Annotated in this window: 18 protein-coding genes and 1 pseudogene; 10 read left to right on the forward strand and 9 right to left on the reverse strand. The window is 43.9% G+C overall.

Annotated elements, in window-relative coordinates:
• Window positions 1-102 precede the first annotated feature (102 nt).
• Together DUN60_RS17370 and DUN60_RS17375 are read right to left on the reverse strand one after the other, a co-directional pair.
• Entirely contained in the window at window positions 103-1,002 is a 900-nt protein-coding gene (locus DUN60_RS17370) for a homocysteine S-methyltransferase family protein (protein WP_114634505.1), read from the reverse strand.
• 136 nt (window positions 1,003-1,138) lie between these two features.
• A pseudogene (locus tag DUN60_RS17375) lies at window positions 1,139-1,336 on the reverse strand (IS110 family transposase); the annotation flags it as partial.
• Window positions 1,337-1,440: 104 nt separating this feature from the next.
• Here DUN60_RS17375 and DUN60_RS17380 point away from each other — a divergent pair.
• Window positions 1,441-1,953: a GIY-YIG nuclease family protein gene (locus tag DUN60_RS17380; RefSeq protein ID WP_162808234.1), complete on the forward strand. Its 513-nt coding sequence runs from the start codon at window positions 1,441-1,443 to the stop codon at window positions 1,951-1,953.
• A 184-nt stretch (window positions 1,954-2,137) separates the two neighbouring features.
• The gene (locus DUN60_RS17385) at window positions 2,138-2,839 is read left to right on the forward strand and encodes a lipoate--protein ligase family protein (protein WP_114634507.1); all 702 of its coding nucleotides are present in this window, start codon (window positions 2,138-2,140) and stop codon (window positions 2,837-2,839) included.
• Window positions 2,840-2,991: 152 nt separating this feature from the next.
• On the opposite strand, the gene DUN60_RS17390 is transcribed toward DUN60_RS17385, so the two are convergent.
• Both DUN60_RS17390 and DUN60_RS17395 read right to left on the reverse strand, forming a co-directional pair.
• Window positions 2,992-3,822 carry an SDR family NAD(P)-dependent oxidoreductase gene (locus DUN60_RS17390; RefSeq protein WP_114634508.1) on the reverse strand — a complete coding sequence of 277 codons (831 nt, stop codon included), beginning with the start codon at window positions 3,820-3,822 and terminating at the stop codon, window positions 2,992-2,994.
• Between the two features lie 356 nt (window positions 3,823-4,178).
• A complete protein-coding gene (locus tag DUN60_RS17395) occupies window positions 4,179-6,251 on the reverse strand; it encodes an alkyl/aryl-sulfatase (RefSeq protein ID WP_114634509.1) in 2,073 nt (690 codons plus the stop codon).
• Window positions 6,252-6,439: 188 nt separating this feature from the next.
• Here DUN60_RS17395 and DUN60_RS17400 point away from each other — a divergent pair, with 188 nt between their 5' ends.
• Window positions 6,440-7,342 carry a LysR family transcriptional regulator gene (locus tag DUN60_RS17400; RefSeq protein WP_065206627.1) on the forward strand — a complete coding sequence of 301 codons (903 nt, stop codon included), beginning with the start codon at window positions 6,440-6,442 and terminating at the stop codon, window positions 7,340-7,342.
• On the opposite strand, the gene DUN60_RS17405 is transcribed toward DUN60_RS17400, so the two are convergent.
• Window positions 7,339-8,181 carry a DMT family transporter gene (locus DUN60_RS17405; protein WP_216609819.1) on the reverse strand — a complete coding sequence of 281 codons (843 nt, stop codon included), beginning with the start codon at window positions 8,179-8,181 and terminating at the stop codon, window positions 7,339-7,341. The genes DUN60_RS17400 and DUN60_RS17405 overlap by 4 nt on opposite strands.
• A gap of 266 nt (window positions 8,182-8,447) precedes the next feature.
• Between DUN60_RS17405 and DUN60_RS17410 the strand changes: the two genes are divergently transcribed.
• Window positions 8,448-8,837 (forward strand): VOC family protein, encoded by a 390-nt coding sequence (locus tag DUN60_RS17410; protein ID WP_054545945.1) that lies wholly within the window; start codon window positions 8,448-8,450, stop codon window positions 8,835-8,837.
• Between the two features lie 186 nt (window positions 8,838-9,023).
• Here DUN60_RS17410 and DUN60_RS17415 read toward each other — a convergent pair whose 3' ends face one another.
• The 3 genes from DUN60_RS17415 to DUN60_RS17420 all read right to left on the reverse strand — a co-directional run bounded on the left by DUN60_RS17415 (window position 9,024) and on the right by DUN60_RS17420 (window position 11,342).
• Complete coding sequence (locus tag DUN60_RS17415; RefSeq protein ID WP_054545944.1) at window positions 9,024-9,860, reverse strand: LysR family transcriptional regulator; 837 nt, start codon at window positions 9,858-9,860, stop codon at window positions 9,024-9,026.
• Between the two features lie 184 nt (window positions 9,861-10,044).
• Entirely contained in the window at window positions 10,045-10,203 is a 159-nt protein-coding gene (locus DUN60_RS24470) for a hypothetical protein (protein WP_155758803.1), read from the reverse strand.
• A 155-nt stretch (window positions 10,204-10,358) separates the two neighbouring features.
• Window positions 10,359-11,342 (reverse strand): DUF1254 domain-containing protein, encoded by a 984-nt coding sequence (locus DUN60_RS17420; protein WP_065206629.1) that lies wholly within the window; start codon window positions 11,340-11,342, stop codon window positions 10,359-10,361.
• Window positions 11,343-11,607: 265 nt separating this feature from the next.
• Between DUN60_RS17420 and DUN60_RS17425 the strand changes: the two genes are divergently transcribed.
• Window positions 11,608-12,117, forward strand: coding sequence for a hypothetical protein (locus tag DUN60_RS17425; RefSeq protein WP_054545942.1), 510 nt, complete (start codon window positions 11,608-11,610; stop codon window positions 12,115-12,117).
• A gap of 168 nt (window positions 12,118-12,285) precedes the next feature.
• Here DUN60_RS17425 and DUN60_RS24775 read toward each other — a convergent pair whose 3' ends face one another.
• The gene (locus DUN60_RS24775; RefSeq protein ID WP_244212237.1) at window positions 12,286-12,495 is read right to left on the reverse strand and encodes a hypothetical protein; all 210 of its coding nucleotides are present in this window, start codon (window positions 12,493-12,495) and stop codon (window positions 12,286-12,288) included.
• A gap of 879 nt (window positions 12,496-13,374) precedes the next feature.
• Here DUN60_RS24775 and DUN60_RS17435 point away from each other — a divergent pair.
• The 5 genes from DUN60_RS17435 (at window position 13,375) to DUN60_RS17455 (ending at window position 22,181) form a co-directional block, all read left to right on the forward strand.
• A complete protein-coding gene (locus tag DUN60_RS17435) occupies window positions 13,375-14,502 on the forward strand; it encodes a hypothetical protein (protein ID WP_114634511.1) in 1,128 nt (375 codons plus the stop codon).
• Between the two features lie 63 nt (window positions 14,503-14,565).
• On the forward strand, window positions 14,566-18,258 hold the full coding sequence (locus DUN60_RS17440) for an RHS repeat domain-containing protein (protein WP_114634512.1): 3,693 nt from the start codon (window positions 14,566-14,568) through the stop codon (window positions 18,256-18,258).
• Entirely contained in the window at window positions 18,248-19,378 is a 1,131-nt protein-coding gene (locus DUN60_RS17445; protein ID WP_114634513.1) for an RHS repeat-associated core domain-containing protein, read from the forward strand. Before DUN60_RS17440 ends, DUN60_RS17445 begins: the two co-directional genes overlap by 11 nt.
• 266 nt (window positions 19,379-19,644) lie before the next feature.
• Window positions 19,645-21,084: a 6-phospho-beta-glucosidase gene (locus DUN60_RS17450; protein ID WP_114634514.1), complete on the forward strand. Its 1,440-nt coding sequence runs from the start codon at window positions 19,645-19,647 to the stop codon at window positions 21,082-21,084.
• A 98-nt stretch (window positions 21,085-21,182) separates the two neighbouring features.
• A complete protein-coding gene (locus DUN60_RS17455) occupies window positions 21,183-22,181 on the forward strand; it encodes a LacI family DNA-binding transcriptional regulator (RefSeq protein ID WP_114634515.1) in 999 nt (332 codons plus the stop codon).
• Window positions 22,182-22,312 lie beyond the last annotated feature (131 nt).

A 22,312-nucleotide genomic window follows, 5' to 3' on the forward strand; every position in this document is an offset into this window, starting at 1 on the left:
AATCGTTGTTTTGTATCAGTGTACTCAGAGACGCCACATACAAATAGAGAACAGATTTCTCAACCTGTTCTCTATTTATTTTATTCTAGTTGAAACTCAGGATCAGCTCTGTATGGAGCGTTTCCAATCGGCTAGGGCTTGAATGTGTTTTGGCCCGATGCCACAACAGCCACCGACAATATTCGCACCCAATGCGTACCAGCGTTTTGCGTAAACTAAATAACCTTGACCATCCAGTTCACGTATCTCTTGAAGCATATCATTTGCTTCATGTTCGCTACTGATCGGTGCAAAGTTATTGGCGTAGACACCTATTTCTAAATTACTGCCTAGCTCACCAATCACTTTCTTAGCATCAATAATGGCTTGATCCATCACTTCAGGCACTGAGCAGTTAAACATAATGCCTTTCGCGTTTGATTGGCAGGCAAGTTTGATCGCATCTGTTACGCTTTCGCCAGAGCGAATGCTGGCAGAGTCGCCCTTGGTATCTTCCAAGCTAAAGGCGTAATAACACGGTTTGTTTGATTGCTTGAGTACCGCATGAATGGATTCGAATTCTTGCAGGCTACAGATGGTTTCTGCTATCCAAAGGTCGATATTTGGATCTTGGGCATCGTAAAGCGTTTGGATGATTGGCGCGGCCTCTTCGACCTTAAATAAGTCTGGTCGGTAGCTGCCAAATGGTGGTGGAATCGCGCCCGCCACTTTCACGGTGTGAGAAGCATTTTCAGCAACCGCTTTAGCCAGCTCACCAGATAGTGCAGCGAGTTCAAAGCCTCGTTGCTCGAACAGCTCTTCACCCAAATGAAAAGGTACACACGCATAGCTATTGGTGATCAGGATTTCAGCACCTGCATCGACAAAGTTTTGATGCGCTTGGCTGACAAAACCGGGTGCTTCAATCAGCGCTTGAGCACTCCAAAGTGGTTGAGAAAATGGCGCGCCAATTTCTTTGAGTTCTCGGCCCATGCCGCCATCAAGTATGGTTAGTGTTTTCATATTCAATACTATCTAAACAATTGCTGAAGTTCTGCCGCCACCATATCAGACAACCTTGTCAGACAGAAGCCATCAAGACAAGGTGTGGACGAGAAAAGATGTCGGACGTTTTTGGAGATAGCCACGGCATAATTTAGATCGCCCTTTCCCAAGAATGTGTACCACTACACAGATCAATAGCTATACGCTTGAGTGGCATATTTGCTATTGTAGTCAGTAGTTTAGAGCGAGTTACTGATTTATGAAGTATGACCTTACCATTTTGGTCTTCGTCATGAAGACTAAAAGTGGTTTTAGTTAAGTCGATACCGCAGAAATAAGAATAATCAGACATGGTGCCTCCGATGCATTCAAGTACCACATAAGTGTGGCAGATCCTCGGTAGGGGGAATCCATGTCATTCGTTAGGGTTAGCCGAAAGAGTTGGTGATATCGATTGTGAAAAAATATGGTTCAATCTTCGTACCAGATACGTTGTACGATGATATATCAAAACTGTTTGATTATAGTGAATATTATTCTGGTTCTTCTTATGAGGAGTTAGAACAGAGTGTCAAAGAGTTTGTCGTTAACAATGATGTTCCAAGATATTTGTACGTAGTACGTTGTGAAACAACTCAATACTACAAAATTGGAATTGCAAACGATGTTAAAAAGCGAATTTCTACTCATCAAACTGGGTGCCCATTAACATTAAAATTGGTTTTCTTTGCCGAGTCAGATTTGGTTGACCATTTGGCGAGAGAAATTATTTATCTTGAAAAGTTTCTTCATAAGTCGTTTCAAAAGCAGCGTGTGCGTGGAGAATGGTTTGAGCTTACATATGATAATTTGGCAGATATTGTTGAGTTTCTAGAAGAAGATCGTGAGCTCGAAGTTTTCCATAGTGAACCAAGCGAGCTTTCCGTATATTTTCAGCGTATTGAAGAAGAATTAGCGCAAGGTGGGTAGTTTCATGCCCTAACGAATAAGGATTAAGGTGTTGCGCAGCCAATACTAAATCCCGAGTGTTGAACAAGCCCGAAGCCGTATTATTAAGTAAATGGTACGATTGGGTTTGGGAGATATGTTTATCTCATCAACCATTGCAGAACGTTAAATGGTAGGTCACCACAATCTGTAGAGGAAAAGTGCATTGAAGTTAACGAATAAACTCGTACGTTACCCGCACATTGATGTTGATCGTGCGTTTGAAAAAGAAGCTGAGTTATTGCAGCAAATACAGGCGGGTGAGATTGCGCAAGCCTTAATGCTTTGGCAAGCAAAAACGCCGACACTCGTATTGCCTGCGGGTAAAAAGTGGCCAGTGACGTTAGAGTCTAGAAAGCAACTTGCGGCACAAGGCTGGCAACTCACCTCGCGAAAAACAGGTGGCGCTCCCGTTCCCCAACTGCCGGGGATCATTAACCTATCGCACATTTACCATTGGCCTCGTGATGAAGCCTACAATATCCAAAAAGCGTATCGACATTTATGCGATGTCTTAACCCAGTTTTTTAAAGAACTGGACATCGATGTGGATGTACACGCAACCCCCGGTTCTTATTGTGATGGTGAGTACAACCTCAATATCAATAAACAAAAAATAGTGGGTACTGCTCAGCGTGTTTTGTTGAAACGAGGAGGCGGCCAAATTGTACTTTCACAAGCCTGTATCTTGTTAGATGTCGACTTAGAAAACATCGTTGCGCCCGTAAATTTTTATAATCAAATTTGCGGCAACCCAACCGTGGTAGATCCGTACGTTCATACTCCGTTGTCTGCTCATGTGACGCCCCTGCCCAACGTAGATTCACTTTTTCAGCAGTTAAGCCAAGCTTTCATCAAATACGCGTAATGTCGCTATTTCGCTAACGCTATGCCAATTTGTTGGGAGAGGAACCATTTCAATGCTATCGAAATAATAGTTGAAGCTCTCTCGTCACGACATCAGACAGTTTTGGGTTTTTGGTGCCCCTAAATATGGAGCACTCCTTGTATTGTATCTGGCTAGCGAGAGTGGGATTTCAGCTCGAGCTGTTCTGCCAGTAACTGGTCGAGAGTTGTCACCAGCTTTTGATTTTTCTCCGTATCTAATGCATCTGCATGAGGGTCTTTGAATAATCCCGAATCATTATCAAAGTACCGTCCTGAGGCATCAGAAAATTCTTCCGACAGTGCCGCTCTGCACAAGATATCAGCACCAATCCCTAAGTCATTGCCTTCCAAACCATACGCATCTTTAACCAATTTACTGCCAAGAAATGAGGCCGGATTAACGGGAATGATTAGGGGCCCTTGATCTCCTAATTGGTGCGCAAGATGGATTGACCACATCGTTAACGCCAACTTACTTTGTGCGTAGATAGGGCCATCTAAAGTGTCAGGGTTTGGGCTGACTATCGCCCCGAGATCGACCGATGACTGAGCGGCTGAAGATAGATTGACGATGCGACCGTTGGCATCAAAAAGTGGTAGCAGCTTTTGAGTCAGTAAATAAGGGGCAATGGTGTTGACGGTAAAGCGGACATCGAGATTGTCTTTGGTGGTGATCTCGGAAACCTTGTAGACGCCAGCGTTGTTAATGAGTACATCGAGCTCTTCATGCTTCGACTTTATTTGGTTGGCGAGGGCTTCAACTTCAGAAAGAGAAGAGAGATCAGCAACATAACTTTCGATAATCGCATCCTTGGATAATCGAGAAAGGCCGGTTTCTACTTTGCTGAGTTTTGTTGGGTTACGTCCATGGATAAGGATGTGATGCCCTTGTTGGGCTAACATTTTCGCGGTCTCTAAACCGATACCATCTGTCGCACCTGTAATCATGATCTTTTTTCGCATCTTCCTTCCTTGAATAAAGAGTCCGGACAACTTTTATAACAAAGTTTGATTGCACAAAGTTTCTACTACTTCACATGCTGAGATATAGAAAGTACGGATGTGTATTGCGATTGATAAACCGTGAAACAAGGGTGTGGTTTAACAAACACAGTACTGTTTTTCTGGGCTTGATAAGAAGATTTACTCAATGCTTTTTGAGTGCTGTGAGTGGGGTTTCTCATTTATTTTCTTGATATCGAATAAAGCTAAAATCAAAAAAGCCTCAACCAGTTTAATGGTTGAGGCTTGGTCGTATTAGCCTTGTTTCAGCCTATTTAGGCCAGTTTGACGTTGTGATTATTTTACCTTAGAGCTATCTAGTGAGCGTGCTCGTGTGAATCTTGGTACAACTCAGCGTCTACTTCTTCGCCTTTGTTTGGACGAGGAACAATCTCAAAAGAGGTATCAGCTTCAGTCAATGAAGACAGCAGTTTGTTAAGTGATGATTTGTCACCTTTCACGCCCGCTTGGCCATCTTCTAGCAGTTTTCCAAGGCTTGTTTTCTTCAGCACGATATCAGACACGTCAGACTTATTGATGATCAGTGTGGTATCCGCATCTTGCAGCTCTGATACTTGGATGTTGTTCAGGTTGCCGTTAGACATTTCAACGTAGTAGAACTCTTTTACATCAGGTAATTGAATGTTCATCGTAAATGGCGTGTTTTGAGCCTTCAATGAATCCACTTTTACCGCTAAGTAATCCAACAAGTTCTCAATGGTCATGTTAGCCAACACATCCGGAGATGCAGTTTTTGGTGCGCCCGGTTGTGTGCCAATACGAAGTTCTTGAGCGCCCGTTAGGTAGATGTTTCTCCAACCTGCACCTTCTGATTGATAACCCAGCTGCTCGTAAGTATCTGCCAATAAGCCACGTGCAACTTTGTTCTCTGGCTCAGCTTGAATCACTTTATTCAGTGCTGTTGCAACGAAGCGATATTCGCCTTCTTGGAAATCTTGTTGCGCTTTCTCAATTACAGCATCGCTGCCGCCCATGTACTCAACAAACTTCACCGATTCTGGCTCGATTGGTAATGGGTTTAGGTTAGCTGGGTTCATGTCGAAGTAACCAAGATACATGTTGTACACAGCGCGAGCGTTGTGAGAGTAAGTACCGTGGTAACCATTGGTGTGCCAAGACTGTTGAATGCTGTCTGGCATTACCTTGTAAATCTCGTCACCGATATCTTGTAGAACCACACCGTTATTGGCTAAACGAAGCGTTTGGTTATGAGTAAAACCGTAAGCATCGCGCTGCATTTTTAGGTAATCAGAAATCTCTTGTTCACCCCAGATTGGGGCTGAGTGAGACGCAAATAGCACCTCTGTTTCTTCGCCCCAAGTGACTAACATCTCGTTGATTTTTTTCGACCACTTCAAACCATCACGTACTTTTGCACCGCGAAGTGTGTATAGGTTATGCATGCCTTGGTAGGTCAGTTCGCCAGTCCAAAGTGCTTTCATGCTTGGAATGTAGGTCACCATTTCAGATGCCGCTTCGGTACCTGAAGCATCCATGAATTGCATTTCTAGGCCGTCGATAACCAGAGTTTCAATTTCTTCGTTATGGTTCAGTTCGTAGTCTGGCAGGACGTAAGTAATGCTACCGGTTGATAGGCCTTTAGACAGTGCCGCATCAACAATACCGTGTTCGTGTCGGTTCAGGGTTGCGCCATATTGATAAGCAGTACGACGAGACATCGCATTACCTGCTAATACGTTTTCGTCGACGATTTCTTTAGTGATGTTTTTCGAACCGTACACTTTTACATCTGGGTACGCGTCTTTGATTGCTCTTGCGCCACCAAAGTGATCAGCGTGCGAGTGAGAGTAAATCATTGCAACGACTGGCAGTTCACCGCCATCAGGCACATTGTTCTTGAAGAATTCGAGTGATTTGGCGGCTGATTCTTTGGTAAGAAGAACGTCGTAGGCGATCCAACCGTTGTCACTACGAATGAAAGAGATAGACGCTAAATCCGCGCCTCGAACTTGGTAAACTTTACCCGGAACAACTTCATATAAACCTTCCGCCGCTTGGTTCAATACCGCTTGGCGCCACAGTGAAGGGTTTACCGAATCTGGTGCTTGGTCTGCATTCGTTACACTTGGATCGATGAAGTTAAAGCTATTACGAATGATGTCACCCGTCTCTTGATCAAAGCTAGCAACAAGACCTTTATTGTTATTGTCGAAAGCGCGAGTGTCGGCAAAGTTAAGTGTTTTTGCGAACTCTTGGTTTGCTTTAGTGGTCATCTCGGTTGCGCTTTTGCCACCTTGGTCGCCAATTTCGCTGAAGTGTGCGTGGTCATGGTTAGCTGCAATCGCAGGGAATGCCAGCGAGATAGCTAGGAATAGTGATGCATTTTTGAACGTGCGAGAAGTTGTCATAAGAGCCTCTTCATTTCAGAATTTTGTTTCGTTGAGGCGATTATAGGAATAAGACATATAGTAAAAAATAAAGTAAGCTTTATTTAATACATCACGATTGGCTATGTATTGAGTCATGCAATGGTTGGGGAACGAAGACGAATCCTGACCTATGATTGATTAAGACCACATTGACAGGGAGAGTAACGGTGAGCGACGTGGAAAAGTTGGATTTAAATCTATTGAGCGTGTTCTTAGAAGTGTATCGATTAAAGTCGATCACGCTTGCATCAGAATCGCTTGGTATGACTCAACCCGGGGTAAGTGGAGCTTTGAAGCGACTCCAATCTCAGCTTGATACTGATCTTTTTATTCGTGAAGGGCGAGGGATCATTCCAACCAATGCTGCGGTTCAACTAGCAAGCCGAGTGGAACCTGCACTCGAGGGAATCACCAGCGCTGTTAGTACCTTGAAGCAATTCGATAATCAGCAGCATCATGTGTTTCGAATTTTGGTCAACGAGATCGGTTTAACCAAGCTTCAGCCCCTTGTGGAAAAGGACGATACGCTTGGTAACATCTCGATTGAATTCAATATGGTGCCAAGCAATGAAGAAGATCTGCTGCAGAGTTTGAGCATGCAGCAAGCCGACTTAGCGATCGATATTCACTATCCACAAGTGAATGGTTATATGAACCAGCAAGTGATCGAAGATGAGCTCGTATTGATCGCCAAGCAAGGGCACCCAAGGATTGATGGATCGGTGACGGAAGAGCAGTATTATCATGAGAAACACATCACCTTCAGAATGCGTCGTTCTCGCCTTTATACCGCAGATTACTTTACGAAAAGCCCGATACAACAGCGAAAAGTCAGCTCCGAATGTGATTCATTGATGACGATGTGTGTGTTGGTCTCTGGCTCTGATTGTGTTGGTAGTACGTCTCGTGATTTTGCTAATCAGTTTGCGGAGCGATTCCAATTGCAAGTTCTCGACCAGCCGTTTGAGGTCTTGCCCATGAAGCAGTATATGATTTGGCATAAGAGAACCGATTTGAATCCTGCTCATCAGTGGTTAAGAAACAGGATTCAACAATACATGGCCGACTAACGAGCCGCTCTTGCTGCTCGTTTTTGTTTGACGCTCTCTATTATCTTAGAAGGCGTCATACCGGTCACTAACATGGTGCCGGTAATAACAAGAACCGAACCGAAAATGGTGTTAAGGCCAATCGCTTCGTCTAGGAAAAGGTTGCCCCACAAGATGCCAAACACTGGAATTAAAAAGGTGACAGACAGAGCCGAAGGCGCACCCAATTCAGAAACGAGATTGAAGTAAAGCAAGTAAGCAAGCCCAGTACATACGGCGCCTAATAAGATCACCGATGTGGTGATGGTTAGATCCGGAGCCTCTCTCATCGGCATAAAGAAGACAAACGGCAACACGATTAATACCGCCGCCCACATGCTGCCATGAGCATTGTTGAAAGCCTCAACTTTGGGTGCTTGTTTGGTATAGTTCGACGCTATTCCGTAACTAAAGGCCGCCATCACCGCCGCAAAGATAGGAAGCACAGCCTCACGGCCAATGTTCATCGCATCCCAACCAACTAACACGCCAACTCCCGTTACCCCAATCCCTAGCCCTAATAGAACTCTTGCATCGAGTGTTGTTTTTGTCCATATCGCACCAATGATCGCCGCCCATATTGGCGCGGTAGAGTTCAAGATAGCCAGTGTCGAGGCGTTCAGTGTTTGCGCTGCATAAGCGAAAAACAAAAAGGGAAGTGCAGTATTAAACAAGCCAAGAATGAAAAAGTGTTTCGCATGGGCATTAAAAGAAAGCTTCCTTTTCAGATAAAAAGAAACCAAGAGTAGAGTGACGGCAGCGCACAGAACTCGCGCTTCAATCAGCACCGCAGGGCCCAGCGGATTAGCGGCAATTCTCATGAACAGAAACGAACCGCCCCATATCGCAGCGAGAGTTATTAGTTTTATAAAGTTCACGGCTTATATCTCAGAATGTGTAAAACACTGACTATGGAGGAAAGATAACTATTACACAAACTTAGATGTTAATACTGTTCAGCTACTTGTTGTTATTTTGATAACTCAACTGACCGTTAAACAGGAACACATTCGATGAATTTCGTTCTGTTTATTGATCCTGATTTGATGAGTAATCTAGTGTTAGACATCAAACTTAGGTGAACAAAATGAAGATTGAACACATCGCAATATGGACAAAACAGCTCGAAGTACTTAAGCGGTTTTATGAAGATTACTTTGGTGCGGCGTCTAACCAGAAATATCGCAACCCAACTAAAGGCTTCTCTTCCTACTTCCTCTCTTTCGAGAGTGGTAGCCGATTAGAAATCATGGAAATGGATTCGGTTCCTGAATCGAAAGATGATATCTATGATCAATTTACCGGTTTCATTCATATGGCCATCTCATTGGGGTCGGAACAAGCGGTCGATGAGTTAACAAGCCGCTTGATTCAAGACGGTTATGAGCGCTTAGATGGTCCAAGAAGAACAGGTGATGGCTATTATGAGAGCTGTATACTCGATCCTGATGGAAATCGCTTGGAACTTACGGCTTGATAGGGAGAACAAAGCAAACCTGCTAATTCGTTATATTAAAAGAGCAATGAGCACCTGTTGCATTGCTCTTTATTGAGTGTGTAGTGGTTTAATCAGTACTCTGCTAAGTACAAGTGGCTGTTAGATTTGATCGAGACATCGATGGCGGGTTTTCACTGGTTTGATTGAGAAGAGTACAGTTAGCTTTTAGTTATTCATCTCGAAGCAGTGTTTCACTTGTTCTCGCAACTGCTTATGGGTTGCATCATTGAGATAGCGACGGTGATAAGTGAGGTGGTAGTCTACAGAGGTAAACTCGAATGGAAATTCAAACGATTTGAGGCCAAGTCGCTTTCCCCACCTTTGATACATGCTTTCTGATGTGCTGCCTAGTCGATCACTTTCTGCAACTAATAACATCATACTGGCGATAGAACTCGTCTCTACAACCACGTCACGTTGTTGTGGCTGCCCTACCAGTAAGTAATCGAAGGCAGACATACTTTGGCGCTTCATCTTTATTGCTACGTGTTGCTCGGCTAAGTAGTCTTGTGCGGACAGTTGATCTTGGATGCGAGGATGGTTTTCGTTACAGATAACGACCATTCTTTCTTGATGGACAGGCTCGGAAATTAAGGCGCTAGATTGCCTTGGAAGATGATCGATGACTAGGTGGACCTTTCTTGATGTCAAATCATCAATGAGCTGCTCATCGCTCAGAGGAGACTCAATAAAGTGACCTGAGATCTTGTATTCTAATAGGTATAACAGGGACTCGGTGCAGTGGATTACCGGTTTCGCGGCATTACCTGTTACGTCGAGAAGTTGCTCGGCGTGAGTAAATCGCTCTGCTAGCCAAAGCCCTTCGGCTGTCAGTTCCACTCCACGACCTTTGCGTATATAGAGTTCATAGCCAACCTCCGATTTTAGCTTTTTTAATGCCATGCTAATACCGGGTTGGGTCATGCCAATGGCTTCTGCGGCCTTGGTGAGTGAGCGAGTCTGACTTAATGCAACAAATACTTTGATCAGGTTGTAATCCATACATGCTCCTGTGGGGTGGCTTGTTTTAGAAACAAAAAAACCTTCTACTGAGGTAGAAGGTTTATAGTATGGTTTTAAGCTATTTATTTAAAGCCTGACTTTGGTGTTAAATTCAGACCTTGAGCTTTATAGCCTGACCTGAAGCTTTAAAGTCTATGCTAACCGTTCGCGGTAAAGTCAGCCCTTAGCTTGCTGGCTCTATTTCTGGCATGTTGTATTGTTTGAATGCCTGAACGTCAGCGCCATAGGCACGCATTAAAAAGCCCCAACGATCTTCGGCTTTAGCTAAGGTAGTAAAGTGGAAGATGCCATTGATACCTTCACGTTTTGCCATGTTGGTCATGAAGTGCCTGCGAATGCAGAAAAGCTAGTCATGGTGATAAGTGCTGCCAGAAGAGTCTTTTTCATGTGTTACCTTATGAATATCTTTGCAAAAATGGATTCGTTTGAAACAAGGGGAGCCCTCCTTGTTAAATTCAGTGACTTCGAAGCGTCAGATTACTGAACGCTGACAGAACGAATACTGTCGATAAATTCGATGAATTCCATTTCGTTACTTGGTTTGTAGAAGCGCCATACTCCGGTCCAGCCTTCTGTTACATCGATTGAATGCGACAACTTCGGGCAGTTAAATGCGATCTCAAAGGTGTCGCCGTTGTCTTTCATATCTTCGTGTCCGATGTAGAAATTATCTTCTACAATCCAACCAGCAGTATCGTAAGTGGTGAGTGAGAAGAAACCGCCATTTGCATAATCAAGATCTGGCTTGGGCATGTTGAAGGTTTGACACGCTTTATCTGAACCACCACCCACCACGTATGGTAAGTATTGAGCTTCGTATGATGGCAGACCTCCATAACCGACAGCTGTCGCGTAGATATATGAGGTTGGGTCCGCTTGCTCAATCTCTTTCACAAAAGACATGTGTTCTATGATCTTCACTTCGCCTTTCACAAACTCATTGACTAGCTGATTGCGTAGTGTTTGTACGTCAGCTTCTGAATAGCCTTTTCCTTGATAAGGGCGCGATGAATTAGCCTCGATCTGTAACTGAGCTTGACGTTCGGCGGTGTCATCACCTGAAATTTTGGTGCGCGCGAGCAGGTAAACATACTCACCATTGATATCATCAGCATTGATAGTTAGTGATTCACCACGAGACACGACCTGGTGCGATAGGTGTTGTTCATCCATCAGGTGGATAATTTGGTAATGCTCTGAGTTTGGAACAGTAAAGGTAGCGCCTTGTGATACGTCGACAATTGCAATCGAGTACACCACATCTCGGTTTGATCGAATGACTTGCTGATTATCAATACTTACTGGGGCGTCGTGCATCCATTTGTTTACCCCCGCATTGTTTTGTACGCCAGAAAAGTACCAGTCCGTTTCTGCTTCAACGTAGTTTTCTTTTGTTACTTCAGCGGCAATAAGGCCTGAAGAAGCGAATGCCATAAGGGTAATTAGGGTGGTTTTTTTCATGGATGCTCTCAAGGTTTGATTAACTTGTGAACATTATGCATGTGATTAAGGGGTCTAAAAATAGAGCCGTGATGATTTCAGGTATCACTATCAGTGATGTTTTTATTTAGGGTTTAGTTGGTATCGAGTTGCTAGATTAGCTGGGATAGACGTCGATTATTGAGCTCTCGCATCAACGCAAGCCTGATAGCATCATAAGATGTTAGGATACTAAGATGTGTAGGGGCTTGCTGACCCTCACTCCCACTAAACACAGGACGTTTATATGCAGCGCATGTTGAGTTTTATTTTTAGCCTTGGGCTTATGGGATGCTCGGTTTCTGATACTGTCTTAGGGGGTGATCCATTCTCACAAGAACCTATAGGTTACCTAGGTTTTGTGAATCGCCAAGAGTGGGCCATTAAATTTAACGACTGTACGGTCTATGATTTAACAGGCGCACAACCCTACCAATGGTTTGATCGCACTTCAGCCGCAGTGAGCTGTTACACGTTTAAGCCAAACGATGCCATTGAGCCTTTATCAGTCTATGCCGACGCAGATTTTGCCAGCAATAAGCTAACGCCGATAGACCGCTTTCAAGAGTTGCAGGTATCAGAGTCAGGCTGGGGCAATTTTCCTTCCGTCTATGAGACCAACGGCACCAATTGGTTGAGAGTCAAAGAGGGCTGGATTCATCTCACTTTAGCTGATCAAACGCTCGTTCAGTTCTACCCAAGAACTCAAAACCAATCTGGTAAATCACAGCATGATCAGTATTTTGAGCAACATTGATGTTGGGATGCCTTCGTCCCTATCGAATTGGTAGGGGCAAATGGAGCCGTGAATTATTGACCTTTCTTGAGTTGGATTATAAAAGGCATAATGGCATTGAAAACAATCACCGCGGCGCCAATCAGCGTTATGGTGTTTGGCAACTCGGCAAACAATAGTAACCAAGAATCATGAGTAGATTATCTGTGAGAACTCAACATTCGAAACCATGTTCGCTTCTCTCCATTTGTAAGCGTTGACACCAAACCATTGGCCGATAGAAGAAATAACACCGACCAACACTAACAGCACCAACTCATACCACGTCGGCCATTGCCACTCGATAAGCGGCGGAATCAGCGCAACACCCCCCACGAATATGACTTGATAAGCTAGCACTACGACCTTCTATTCCACATTCGCCATTTTCCTTACGCAGATAGCAGCAATCGTTGTGCCTAACGTGGCCACTAAGCCGAGTTCCAACGTAGAACAGAGACTCGCTTTCTAGAGTGTGAAGTCTATCTTGGTAGAGGGGGCAAACAGAGTTTTCAAAATATTGAGAGAGAGCATTAATAAGAACTCATTAACTTTTCATTAATTATATTAATAGAAATTAGATAAAAGCATATAAATTATCATCTTGTCGGTTAATAATTGAACGCAGTAGTGATTTCATGGTGGTTTTTATATTTTGACGTATTTAACGAACGCGGTAGATATCTGAGGATATAAGCTGAATAATGAATATTACCATTTTATTGGTAAGGTTAATTATCTCTAATAGTTCTTCTTAATATAAAAACAATGTAAAAGCGCTGATAGTATTAACAGTAAGGTGGTGTAACGATGCGAGTCACCACAAATAAACAGGCTTATTTTTATAAAAAGTAATTCCCTCTCGATTCTGAGTGTGGCTATTGCATGAATGAATTTGAAATAATGTTACATGTGAAATTTTAAGTTATTGTTTTTTATGGGTATAGTTTTTCATTAGATTTTATGGCTTGGCTAGCGCTAAGAAGACTTTTAAATTTTACATTGATGAATTGATTAATTAAATTAGCGCTGTCTGTTTAATCAATTAAATGGCGTGTAAGCAATGGTTATCAGAATGGATAATGTCACTTGTAATCGTTGATAGTGTGAATTTTAAAATAGGGCAAAGACCCTAGGGTGAATTTAACTATCAACAAAGTTGTTATACCCAGAGATATCATTGTCTTTTCTTTAATTTCTTACCTAATAATATGTAGAGTTAATACTATGAAGTTGTCGATGAATAAATCATTGTTACTAGCAATGTCAGCGTGTTTTTTTTCTAGTGCAAGTTTTGCAGGAATTAATAGTGATTATCATGTGGTGGCCGATGACTTAACGGCTGATCATAATGAAAGCAACGGCGTACCTATGCCTTTTTATGGCAATGGAAGAATGCAGTCCAAACTTAGTGTGTCAGTTTCCTTCGCTGATAGTTACGGCAGACCAGTAACAGTACCTAAGAGTGACTTAGAAGGTGCGATATCTTTTTACCTTAAGAATAGTGAACAAGAGTTAGGCAAAAATAAAGACTGTACCTACGGAAGAGATTGCTGGGGGTATACATTGAACCCAAATGACTATTCTCATCAAATGGGCAGCAATTATCGGTATTCTAAAGGCCTACAAACGTCTCGTGTTTCATCATCTGATACCAAATTAACCGCTTGGGTTTACAGTAACGAAATCGCTCAGCATCGCGAAGTTTGTATGAAAGTTAAATTTAATACTGGTAGCCAGTATGACAATAACTATTACGACAGCTGCGCTTATCCAAATGAATCAAGTGCCTTCTATCAAAGCGTACAGCCTAAGTCCTATAGTGCTGCTGACTTTTCAGAGATTGGAGAAGGTGACAAGGTATGGGAAGAAAGTAATGCTGATGGGTTCTATTTCGACAAAGCTGAGATGTATAACTTCTATGTGACGCCCAAAGATACTTCAGTGAAACTGGTCGAGGTTGCTATGGATAACTTCGACGAGTCGGACAGCGATAAGGTGTTCCTAAACGATGAGTGGTTAGGTTGTTATTCAGATTGCACTAATGGTTTTCGTTCAGTGAAAGGTTATGTGTTCGCTCCAGGTTCAGAGCGTAATGTATCTGATGAATATGTTTGGAATAGCGCCGCTGGCGAAGGTCGCACGGCGGTATGGCGAGTTAACCAGCAACTAAGATCAGTGACTCTAAGCCAATTGCTTTATTCAAATAGCGGGACATCGAACAATGATTCTCAAAAAGAGTACCGATTTACTGTATTTGACCAATACGGAAATAAGGGACCACTAAAGCTTATTTATCCTCAAAGTGAATTTACCGGTGGCGGCCAGAAATGGGATTACACCCATTGGAACCTGGTTAGCCAGTAACATTCGGATAAAACAGAGTTAGCCCAACCATTTGGGCTAACTCATTCACTTTAGGGGAAATTTATGTCTAATTGGACTTCAAACGCTTTTAACTTTGATAGCTTTTGTTCGGGAGGCGTAGACCAAAGAACCAGAAGCTATTCATATCAAATCTTACTTGGCTCTCTTATTGGTAATTGGCTTAAGGGACCAAATCTGGATATATCCATTCAATTCTCACCTTACTCGACAGACAACCTTGGTTTCGGTAAAGGCTGGAAATTGAATCTTCCAAGATACGACATCGAGAACCAACAGCTCTATCTTGCAAATGGACAATCCTACCGTGCTGAATTAAATGCCAATATCGAAATGAGTATTCGCTACAAAAAGCTACTCGATTTTTCGGTATCGTCTAGCGCGAATGGTTATGAAATCACGTATAAAAATGGCCGTACTGATCTTTTAGATAAAGATGGCGACATCATTAAGATCACCCAAAGCAATGGTCATGCTCTCTACTTTTTTTGGCTCAACGTGGGACAAAATAAGCGCCTAGATAAAATTTGGGATGACAGAACAACCAAACAGAACGCACTGCTGTGGGTCGAATATATTTCGGTAGGGCGCGTTAATATTTTTACTAATATTGGTAGTACCCATGAAGCTTACTTCAGTCTTACTCTTAGCAATAACAAGCTCGTCAAATGCAATTTACCAGAACAAGCAGGTAGCTATAGTTTCGGTTATGAAAGCATTGGTTCATATACGCTAATCAATGAAGTAAATCACCCTTGTGGTTTGACCGAGCGTTTGAGATATAAAGCTGATGGTATTCGAGTCAACTCAATGACTTACTTACCAGCGGTTACTGCACACGATGTCCTTACCCTTAATTCGCCAGTTATTACCACAACCTACGACAGTGTTGGTACAGATAGCCGCAATTTCATGGGTTATGGTGTACGTGGTGGTGAATTAAGTGAAGGGCTTGATAACCTGCTTGAGCGTGGTTACGAATATACTTATCGCGTCCAAAAAATCGAAAATGGCACCGTTGTAACAGCGCAAACATATAATCAATTTCATCTACTCGTTGAAGAAGCCCGGCAGGTTAACGGAAACCTTGTTCATTTGAAAAGGCTGGAATATCCAGCGATTGATAATCAACAGTTTTCCGCTCAACCCGCTCAGTATTCACTGATCAGCAAAGAGGAACAAATCTGGTTCTCAGGGGCAGATAGTCAAGCTCAAAGTCGATTATGGGGCTACGACGAATATGGCAACATGCTTAAGTTCGTTGATGAGAATAATATCGCAGAACGTTACGAATATTACGCAAAAAATGGTGAAGCAGGTTGCCCCGCATCGCCAACGGGTATGGTGAATTTTGTAAAATCACGCGCCTTAAATAACGGTTCAGAGCAGCGAACGCTGTCTTATCAGTATGCGTCTATTGAGGGGCTGAATGGCCATCGTGACGTGGTTCTGAGCTTGGAAGAAGACGTGCAACGTTATAGAAGCCATTACGCTTATCAAACTGATACTGGTGAGACGTACTCTTTCGGCCGATTGGCTTCAGTCCAAAATGACATTCTTCATCCTAACGGCACGTACTCTGCTATTTCTAACTATCGCTATGAGTTGGATAACGATGTCCTGGAAGAACACGAAGAGCTGACTTGTCACGACAATATGAAAACCAATCTTGCGGTTGGGCACTACCTTGATATTGGAGAACTCGCGCGTCATGTCGACTCAGACGGAGTCAGCTGTGCATTCACTTATGATTCGCTTCGTAGAACTACTGAAGAACGGATTGAAGGAAGTGCTGCCCGTTCGTATCAATACATTGTTGATACTGGTTTGAGCAGACAAACTCTGTTGTTAACCGACTGCAAAGGCAATGTGTGCGAACAAAGCTGGGATGGTCAAGGACGCGAACTAGAGGCGAAGATCGGCAGCTCAGTAGTGTGGTCAAAAATGTACGATGCGTTGGGCAGACTCCAAAGCAAGAGTACCTACGATGTGCTGCCTGATCGCAATTCCAGAGCGGCGCCTGTGGTGTTAACAGAAAGCTATGAATACGATGAGTGGGATCAGGTTAAAGCGACTTTGTTAGCGAATGGAAAACGTCGTGTCGAGTTCAATAACCTCGCCTCACGTAAGAAAACTCAAGGTATTGAAGGCTTGACTATGACAGTCAGTTCTCTGAATAGCTGGGGGCTAGAAGAGAAAAAAGAGCAAGGCATCAACAGTTGGAATTATGAGTACGACTCATGGGGAAGATTGATTAAAGAAACGAATCCTCTCGCTCGATCCAAGCATTACCATTACGACCGTTTTGATCGTGTTATTCGCATGACTCAAGCGAACGGTGTCGATCAAGATATCACTTACGCTGAACATACCGATCAGTCACAAGTTGTAGACCTGAAAATTAGTGGGGTGACTTTAGGGCAACGTGATATTGATGGATTGGGACGGCCGCGATCCCTGCGCAGAGGAGCGAGTCCCCAAGCTTCATTGGCGTGGACTTACGCGGATAGCAGCAATATCCCAGAAACTGAAACCAGCATGGCAGCTCCAACAAGGCTATTTACTCGCGATAACCAATTGGGTGTGCTAAGTGCTAAGTCGTCTGATGGGCAGGCTTCTAGTTACAGTCATGATCCAATATCCGGCTTACCGACAGGGAGTCAGGACAGTGAAGGTAATCAAAGTACCATTACCTACTCGACTAAAGGCTTGCCTGACGCCGAGGTGAATGATGGTCAGTCTCGTTACTACAGCTACTCCGATGGTGGGGTTATCGCTGCAATTGATAGTGACACGGACACTCGCCAGTATGGTTACGATGAACTCGGACGATTAGTGAAATTGAGTTCAAATTCAACAACGGTTTACTACGAATATGATGAGTTTGATCGAGTGATATTAGAGACACTGATATCGGGTAGTCAAACCCAAGTCACTGAACTCGAATGGGATGAGTATAGTCGCGAAGTCAACCGAGCTATAGCCTTGAACGATAATTATATCTTTGAGCAATCACAAGAATATAACGCGTTAGGGCTGCTTAATTCTCGTCAAAAGGAGTGTGCAACTTTAGGTAATCTGACGGAAATCTATACCTATGATGACCTTTCTCAGTTGACTAAAGTCGAGTTCTTCGGCGCGGGCCCACTGAGCGATTGGTCTCAGCCTATGACGTCTATTGATTGGAGCTATAATGAGCTAGGTAACATGCTGACGCAACGCACAGCGACTACTAAATCTGAGGATTTCGCTCGTTACTTTTATGAGTCGGATGACCCTTGCCAGTTGACTCGTATTACTCATTCCCATCCACAACTCGACGGTCAGGTAACAGTGAAATACGACTTGAATGGCAACATGATTGAAGATGCGGATGGTCGAATTCTTGAATATGACAATTTCGACCGATTACAGCGTGTGTTAGCTGATAATGCCGAATGGCTCTATCAATATGACAGCAACGACCGACTATCTACACAACAGTCCGCTTCTGAATCTCGTCACTTTAACTATCTATGGGGCGATCTCGCTTCGATCGAGGAAAATGGCAAACTCACTCAGTATATCTATCACGAAGGGGTGCCTAAATGGTCAGAGATGGACTTGGAAACCACGCTGTTGGCAACGGATCAAAATGGTTCGGTAATCGCGTCAAATACGTCGGGTAAAACAGGGTCTATGTACCGTTACTCTCCATATGGGCAACGTGATCAAGCGGGGAATGCAAATGAACAATAAAGACTCGGTATTTATTACCCCACTTAATCGACGTGAGTTCCTGATTAAAATTGGTCAAACCGCAGCGGTGGCTGGTGGTATCTCACTGCTTCCTACTTCGGTTCGTTTGGCGATGGCGCAGTCGATGACCATCTCTCATTCGGAAATTGGCTTTAATGGCGAGTGGTTGGATCCTGTCCTACAAGGTTATCATTTAGGTCAAGGCTATCGCGTTTACCAGCCGAAGTTGATGCGCTTCAATGCACCGGACAGTTTGTCCCCTTTCAATGAGGGGGTTCACAATGCTTATGTGTACTGCCATAACGATCCGATTAACTTCACCGACCCAAGCGGACACCTGAATATCAGTAAGATCTTATTTGGTGCTTTTGGTGTGATCGCGGGTATTGTGGGTATTGCATTGGCGGCACCAACCGGTGGTTCTAGCTTAGTATTGGCGGCGGGTATTATCGGTGGTATTGCAGGTATGACTAGTGGTGCGCTACAAATTGCTTCGGGGGTTATCGATGATGGTGACATCTCTCATAAGCTTGATATTGCGACGATTCCATTCGATATCATTGGTGTGGTGAGTGGCGGATATTCGGCCTACAAGTCGGTTCAGAACTTACGTTGGGTAAGGGCAGGTGGGGCATTGGAAGATGTCACTCAGCCCGGCCTTGGTTCTCGTTTGATGAACAAGATTAGGCCTTCTGGTGAATACAACCTTGCGTGGGCCTCTAAAACGAACCCAGCGATGCGAATCGGCAGCTCTAAGGGGCAGGTTATAGCGACCAGAATGACACAGGGTGGCAGAACGATGACCTATATGCCTCCTCCAATCCATGGTGGATTTACCAAGATTCTTCTCGGACAAGTCAAAGTGGGCGCCCGAGGCTATACCATCTACCAAGGCATAATGACGGCGCGCTCGATTGGTGGTTTAGGTTGGTCATCGGTTAAAACAATACCTGGGCGACTAGATGAAGAAAAGTCTTCAGCTGATACCATGGTTACGGAAGGTCGAAGTGCCAACCCAGCAGCCAAGAAGACGCAAATGTACGCATTAGAAGAGACACGACAACGAATAAAATATGGTAATGAGGTTCAGCAGATGATCCGTCAGTTGCCATTGTCGTAGTCTGATTATTTTTTTCTCTAACAACACAAAGCCAGCTCAATCGTCATTGAACTGGCTTTTTTTGCATTCTGTGTAGGCGTTCTCGAACGTTATCCATCAACCATGATTACTTTCCTTAGATCTCACTTAGATCAACAGAAGATCAAAAAGGCATTGCTGAAACCGGTTTCAAGATGTATCTTTACTTTTATTGAAATCGGTTTCAGAGTTGCAGTGAGCTCTTTAATCCTGATCTTTTTTGCGAATAACTTGTAGCGAGTAATGGTATGAACAACGAATTTCCGAACGATTTTTTATGGGGTGGTGCGGTTGCAGCGCATCAGTTAGAAGGCGGCTGGGATGCGAATGGCAAGGGTGTAAGTGTTGTTGATGTATTAACTGCGGGCGCTCATGGCGTGCAACGTCGAATCACCGATGGTGTGATTAATGGCGAAAACTACCCAAACCAAGTCGCTGTTGATTTCTACCATCGATACAAAGAAGACATTAAGTTATTCGCAGAGATGGGCTTTAAATGCTTTCGAACCAGTATTGCTTGGACGCGTATTTTCCCAAATGGTGATGAAACCGAGCCGTGTGAAGCGGGTTTAGCGTTTTACGATGATCTGTTTGATGAGCTGTTGAAATACGACATTCAGCCTGTGGTAACACTGAGCCACTTTGAAATGCCTTACCACCTAGCCAAAGAATACGGCGGCTGGATGAACCGCAAAGTGATCGATTTCTTTGTTAAGTATTCAACCACGGTGATGGAACGCTACCAGCACAAGGTGAAGTACTGGATGACGTTCAATGAGATAAATAACCAGATGAATACTTCGGCAGATATCTTTGGTTGGTTATGCTCTGGCGTGAAGTTCCCACAATGCGAAAAGCCGCAAGAAGCGATGTATCAAGCGGTTCATCACCAGTTTGTGGCAAGTGCGTTGGTGGTTAAGAAAGGTCACGAGATCAATCCAGATCTTCAAATCGGCGCAATGTGTGCGATGGTGCCTTTCTACCCTCGCTCTTCAAAGCCTGAAGACATCATGGTGGCACAACAAGCGATGCGTGACCGTTATTTCTTCTCGGATGTAATGGTGCGTGGTCATTACCCAAATTACGCTAAGCGTGACTGGGCAATCAAAGGCTTCAACATCGAGATGCAACCTGAAGATGAGCAGATCCTAAAAGAAGGTAAGGCCGATTACTTAGGTTTTAGCTACTACATGTCGAATACCTTGGATTCTTCTTCTCACCAATCTACAGAAGAAGCGATGGACGGCGGTCATGAAAACTCGGTCGATAACCCGTTCATCCAGTCTAGTGATTGGGGCTGGCCAATTGATCCAACTGGTTTACGTTTCTGTTTAGCGTCTCTGTATGAACGTTATGAAGTGCCATTGTTCATCGTTGAGAATGGTTTTGGCGCTGTTGATACTATTGAAGAAGATGGCAGTATTAATGATGATTACCGCATTGCTTACCTTAGCGATCACATCAAAGAGATGAAAAAAGCCGTAGCAATTGATGGCGTTGATCTCATGGGTTACACCCCTTGGGGCTGTATCGATTTGGTGTCGTTCACGACCGGTGAGATGAAAAAGCGCTACGGATTCATTTACGTAGATAAGCACAACGATCAATCTGGTTCTTTAGAGCGCAAGCGCAAGAAGTCGTTCGAGTGGTACAAAGGCGTGATTGCATCTAACGGTGCCACTATTTAGAATGCATTCCCCAGCGCAGTTATGCGAACTGTGAGCTGTGATTTTGCAATGAATTAGTCGGCCTATGTCGACTAATTTTTTATAAAGGAAAAGAAGTAATGGTAACCATGCTTGATGTCGCGAACCGCGCAGGCGTATCTAAGTCGACCGTTTCTCGTGTCTTAAATGGCAAGAACATCGTGCGCCCAGACGTGGTGAAAAAGGTATTCGATGCGATACAAGAGACGGGTTATCGGCCAAACCTGTTAGCTCAGCAATTGGCGACCAAAAAGACCAACTTCATTGGGTTCGTAATTACCAATGAGCTGTTCAATGGCCCGTACTTCTCTTCTTTGATGTATCACGCCGCTTCTTACAGCGAAAAGTCGAATCACCAACTGGTGATCACTGATGGTAAGCACAGCGCTGAAGATGAAAGAAAGGCGATCAATTTTCTGCTCGATATGAAGTGCGCTGGCATCATCATTTATCCGCAATGTTTAACCGAAAGCGATATCGCTCTGATCATCGAAAGCACCGACACACCGATTCTGGTGATCAACCGCGAAATGCCGTCGAAGCCTAATCATGCCATTACCACAGACCATTATCAGAGCGCCTGTTTGATGGTGGAACACATCATTGAGCAAGGCCATACAGACATTGCGGTGATTCGTGGTAAAGCCGGGTCTTCGACCGATGAACAGCGTTATAAAGCCTATCAAGGTGTGCTAACCAAGCACGATATTGCATTGGATGAATCTAAAGCCGTTCAAGGCGATTGGACGATGGAGAGCGGTTATCACGCTGTTCAAGCCTTGGTAAAAAGCAAAGCAATGTTCACTGCTATCTTGTCTGAAAACGATGACATGGCGATTGGTGCGATTAAGGCGTTAACCGAACTTGGGTACTCATTGCCTCAAGATGTTTCTATCGTCGGCTTTGATAACAGCAAAGTGGGGGCGTTTTTAACGCCAAGCCTCACGTCTGTGAGTGTGCCATTGGAGCAAATGACTCAAAAGGCGATCCTGCAAATTGTCGGTGAAACTGAGCAAGCCAAAGCTTTGAGTACGACTGGAAGTTTAGTGGTTCGCGACTCAGTTGCTCAGCGTGTCTAGGCTCAATTAACTGTGAGTGAGTTTCATATTTTACCTACAAATTGTGATTGGCTACGCATCTTCGAAATCCGTTAGAAACCGAACTTATTGTGACCGTTCTAGATATGCGATATTGCGTTTTTTGGTGTATG

Source organism: Vibrio splendidus (genome assembly GCF_003345295.1).
GTDB lineage: Bacteria > Pseudomonadota > Gammaproteobacteria > Enterobacterales > Vibrionaceae > Vibrio > Vibrio splendidus_K.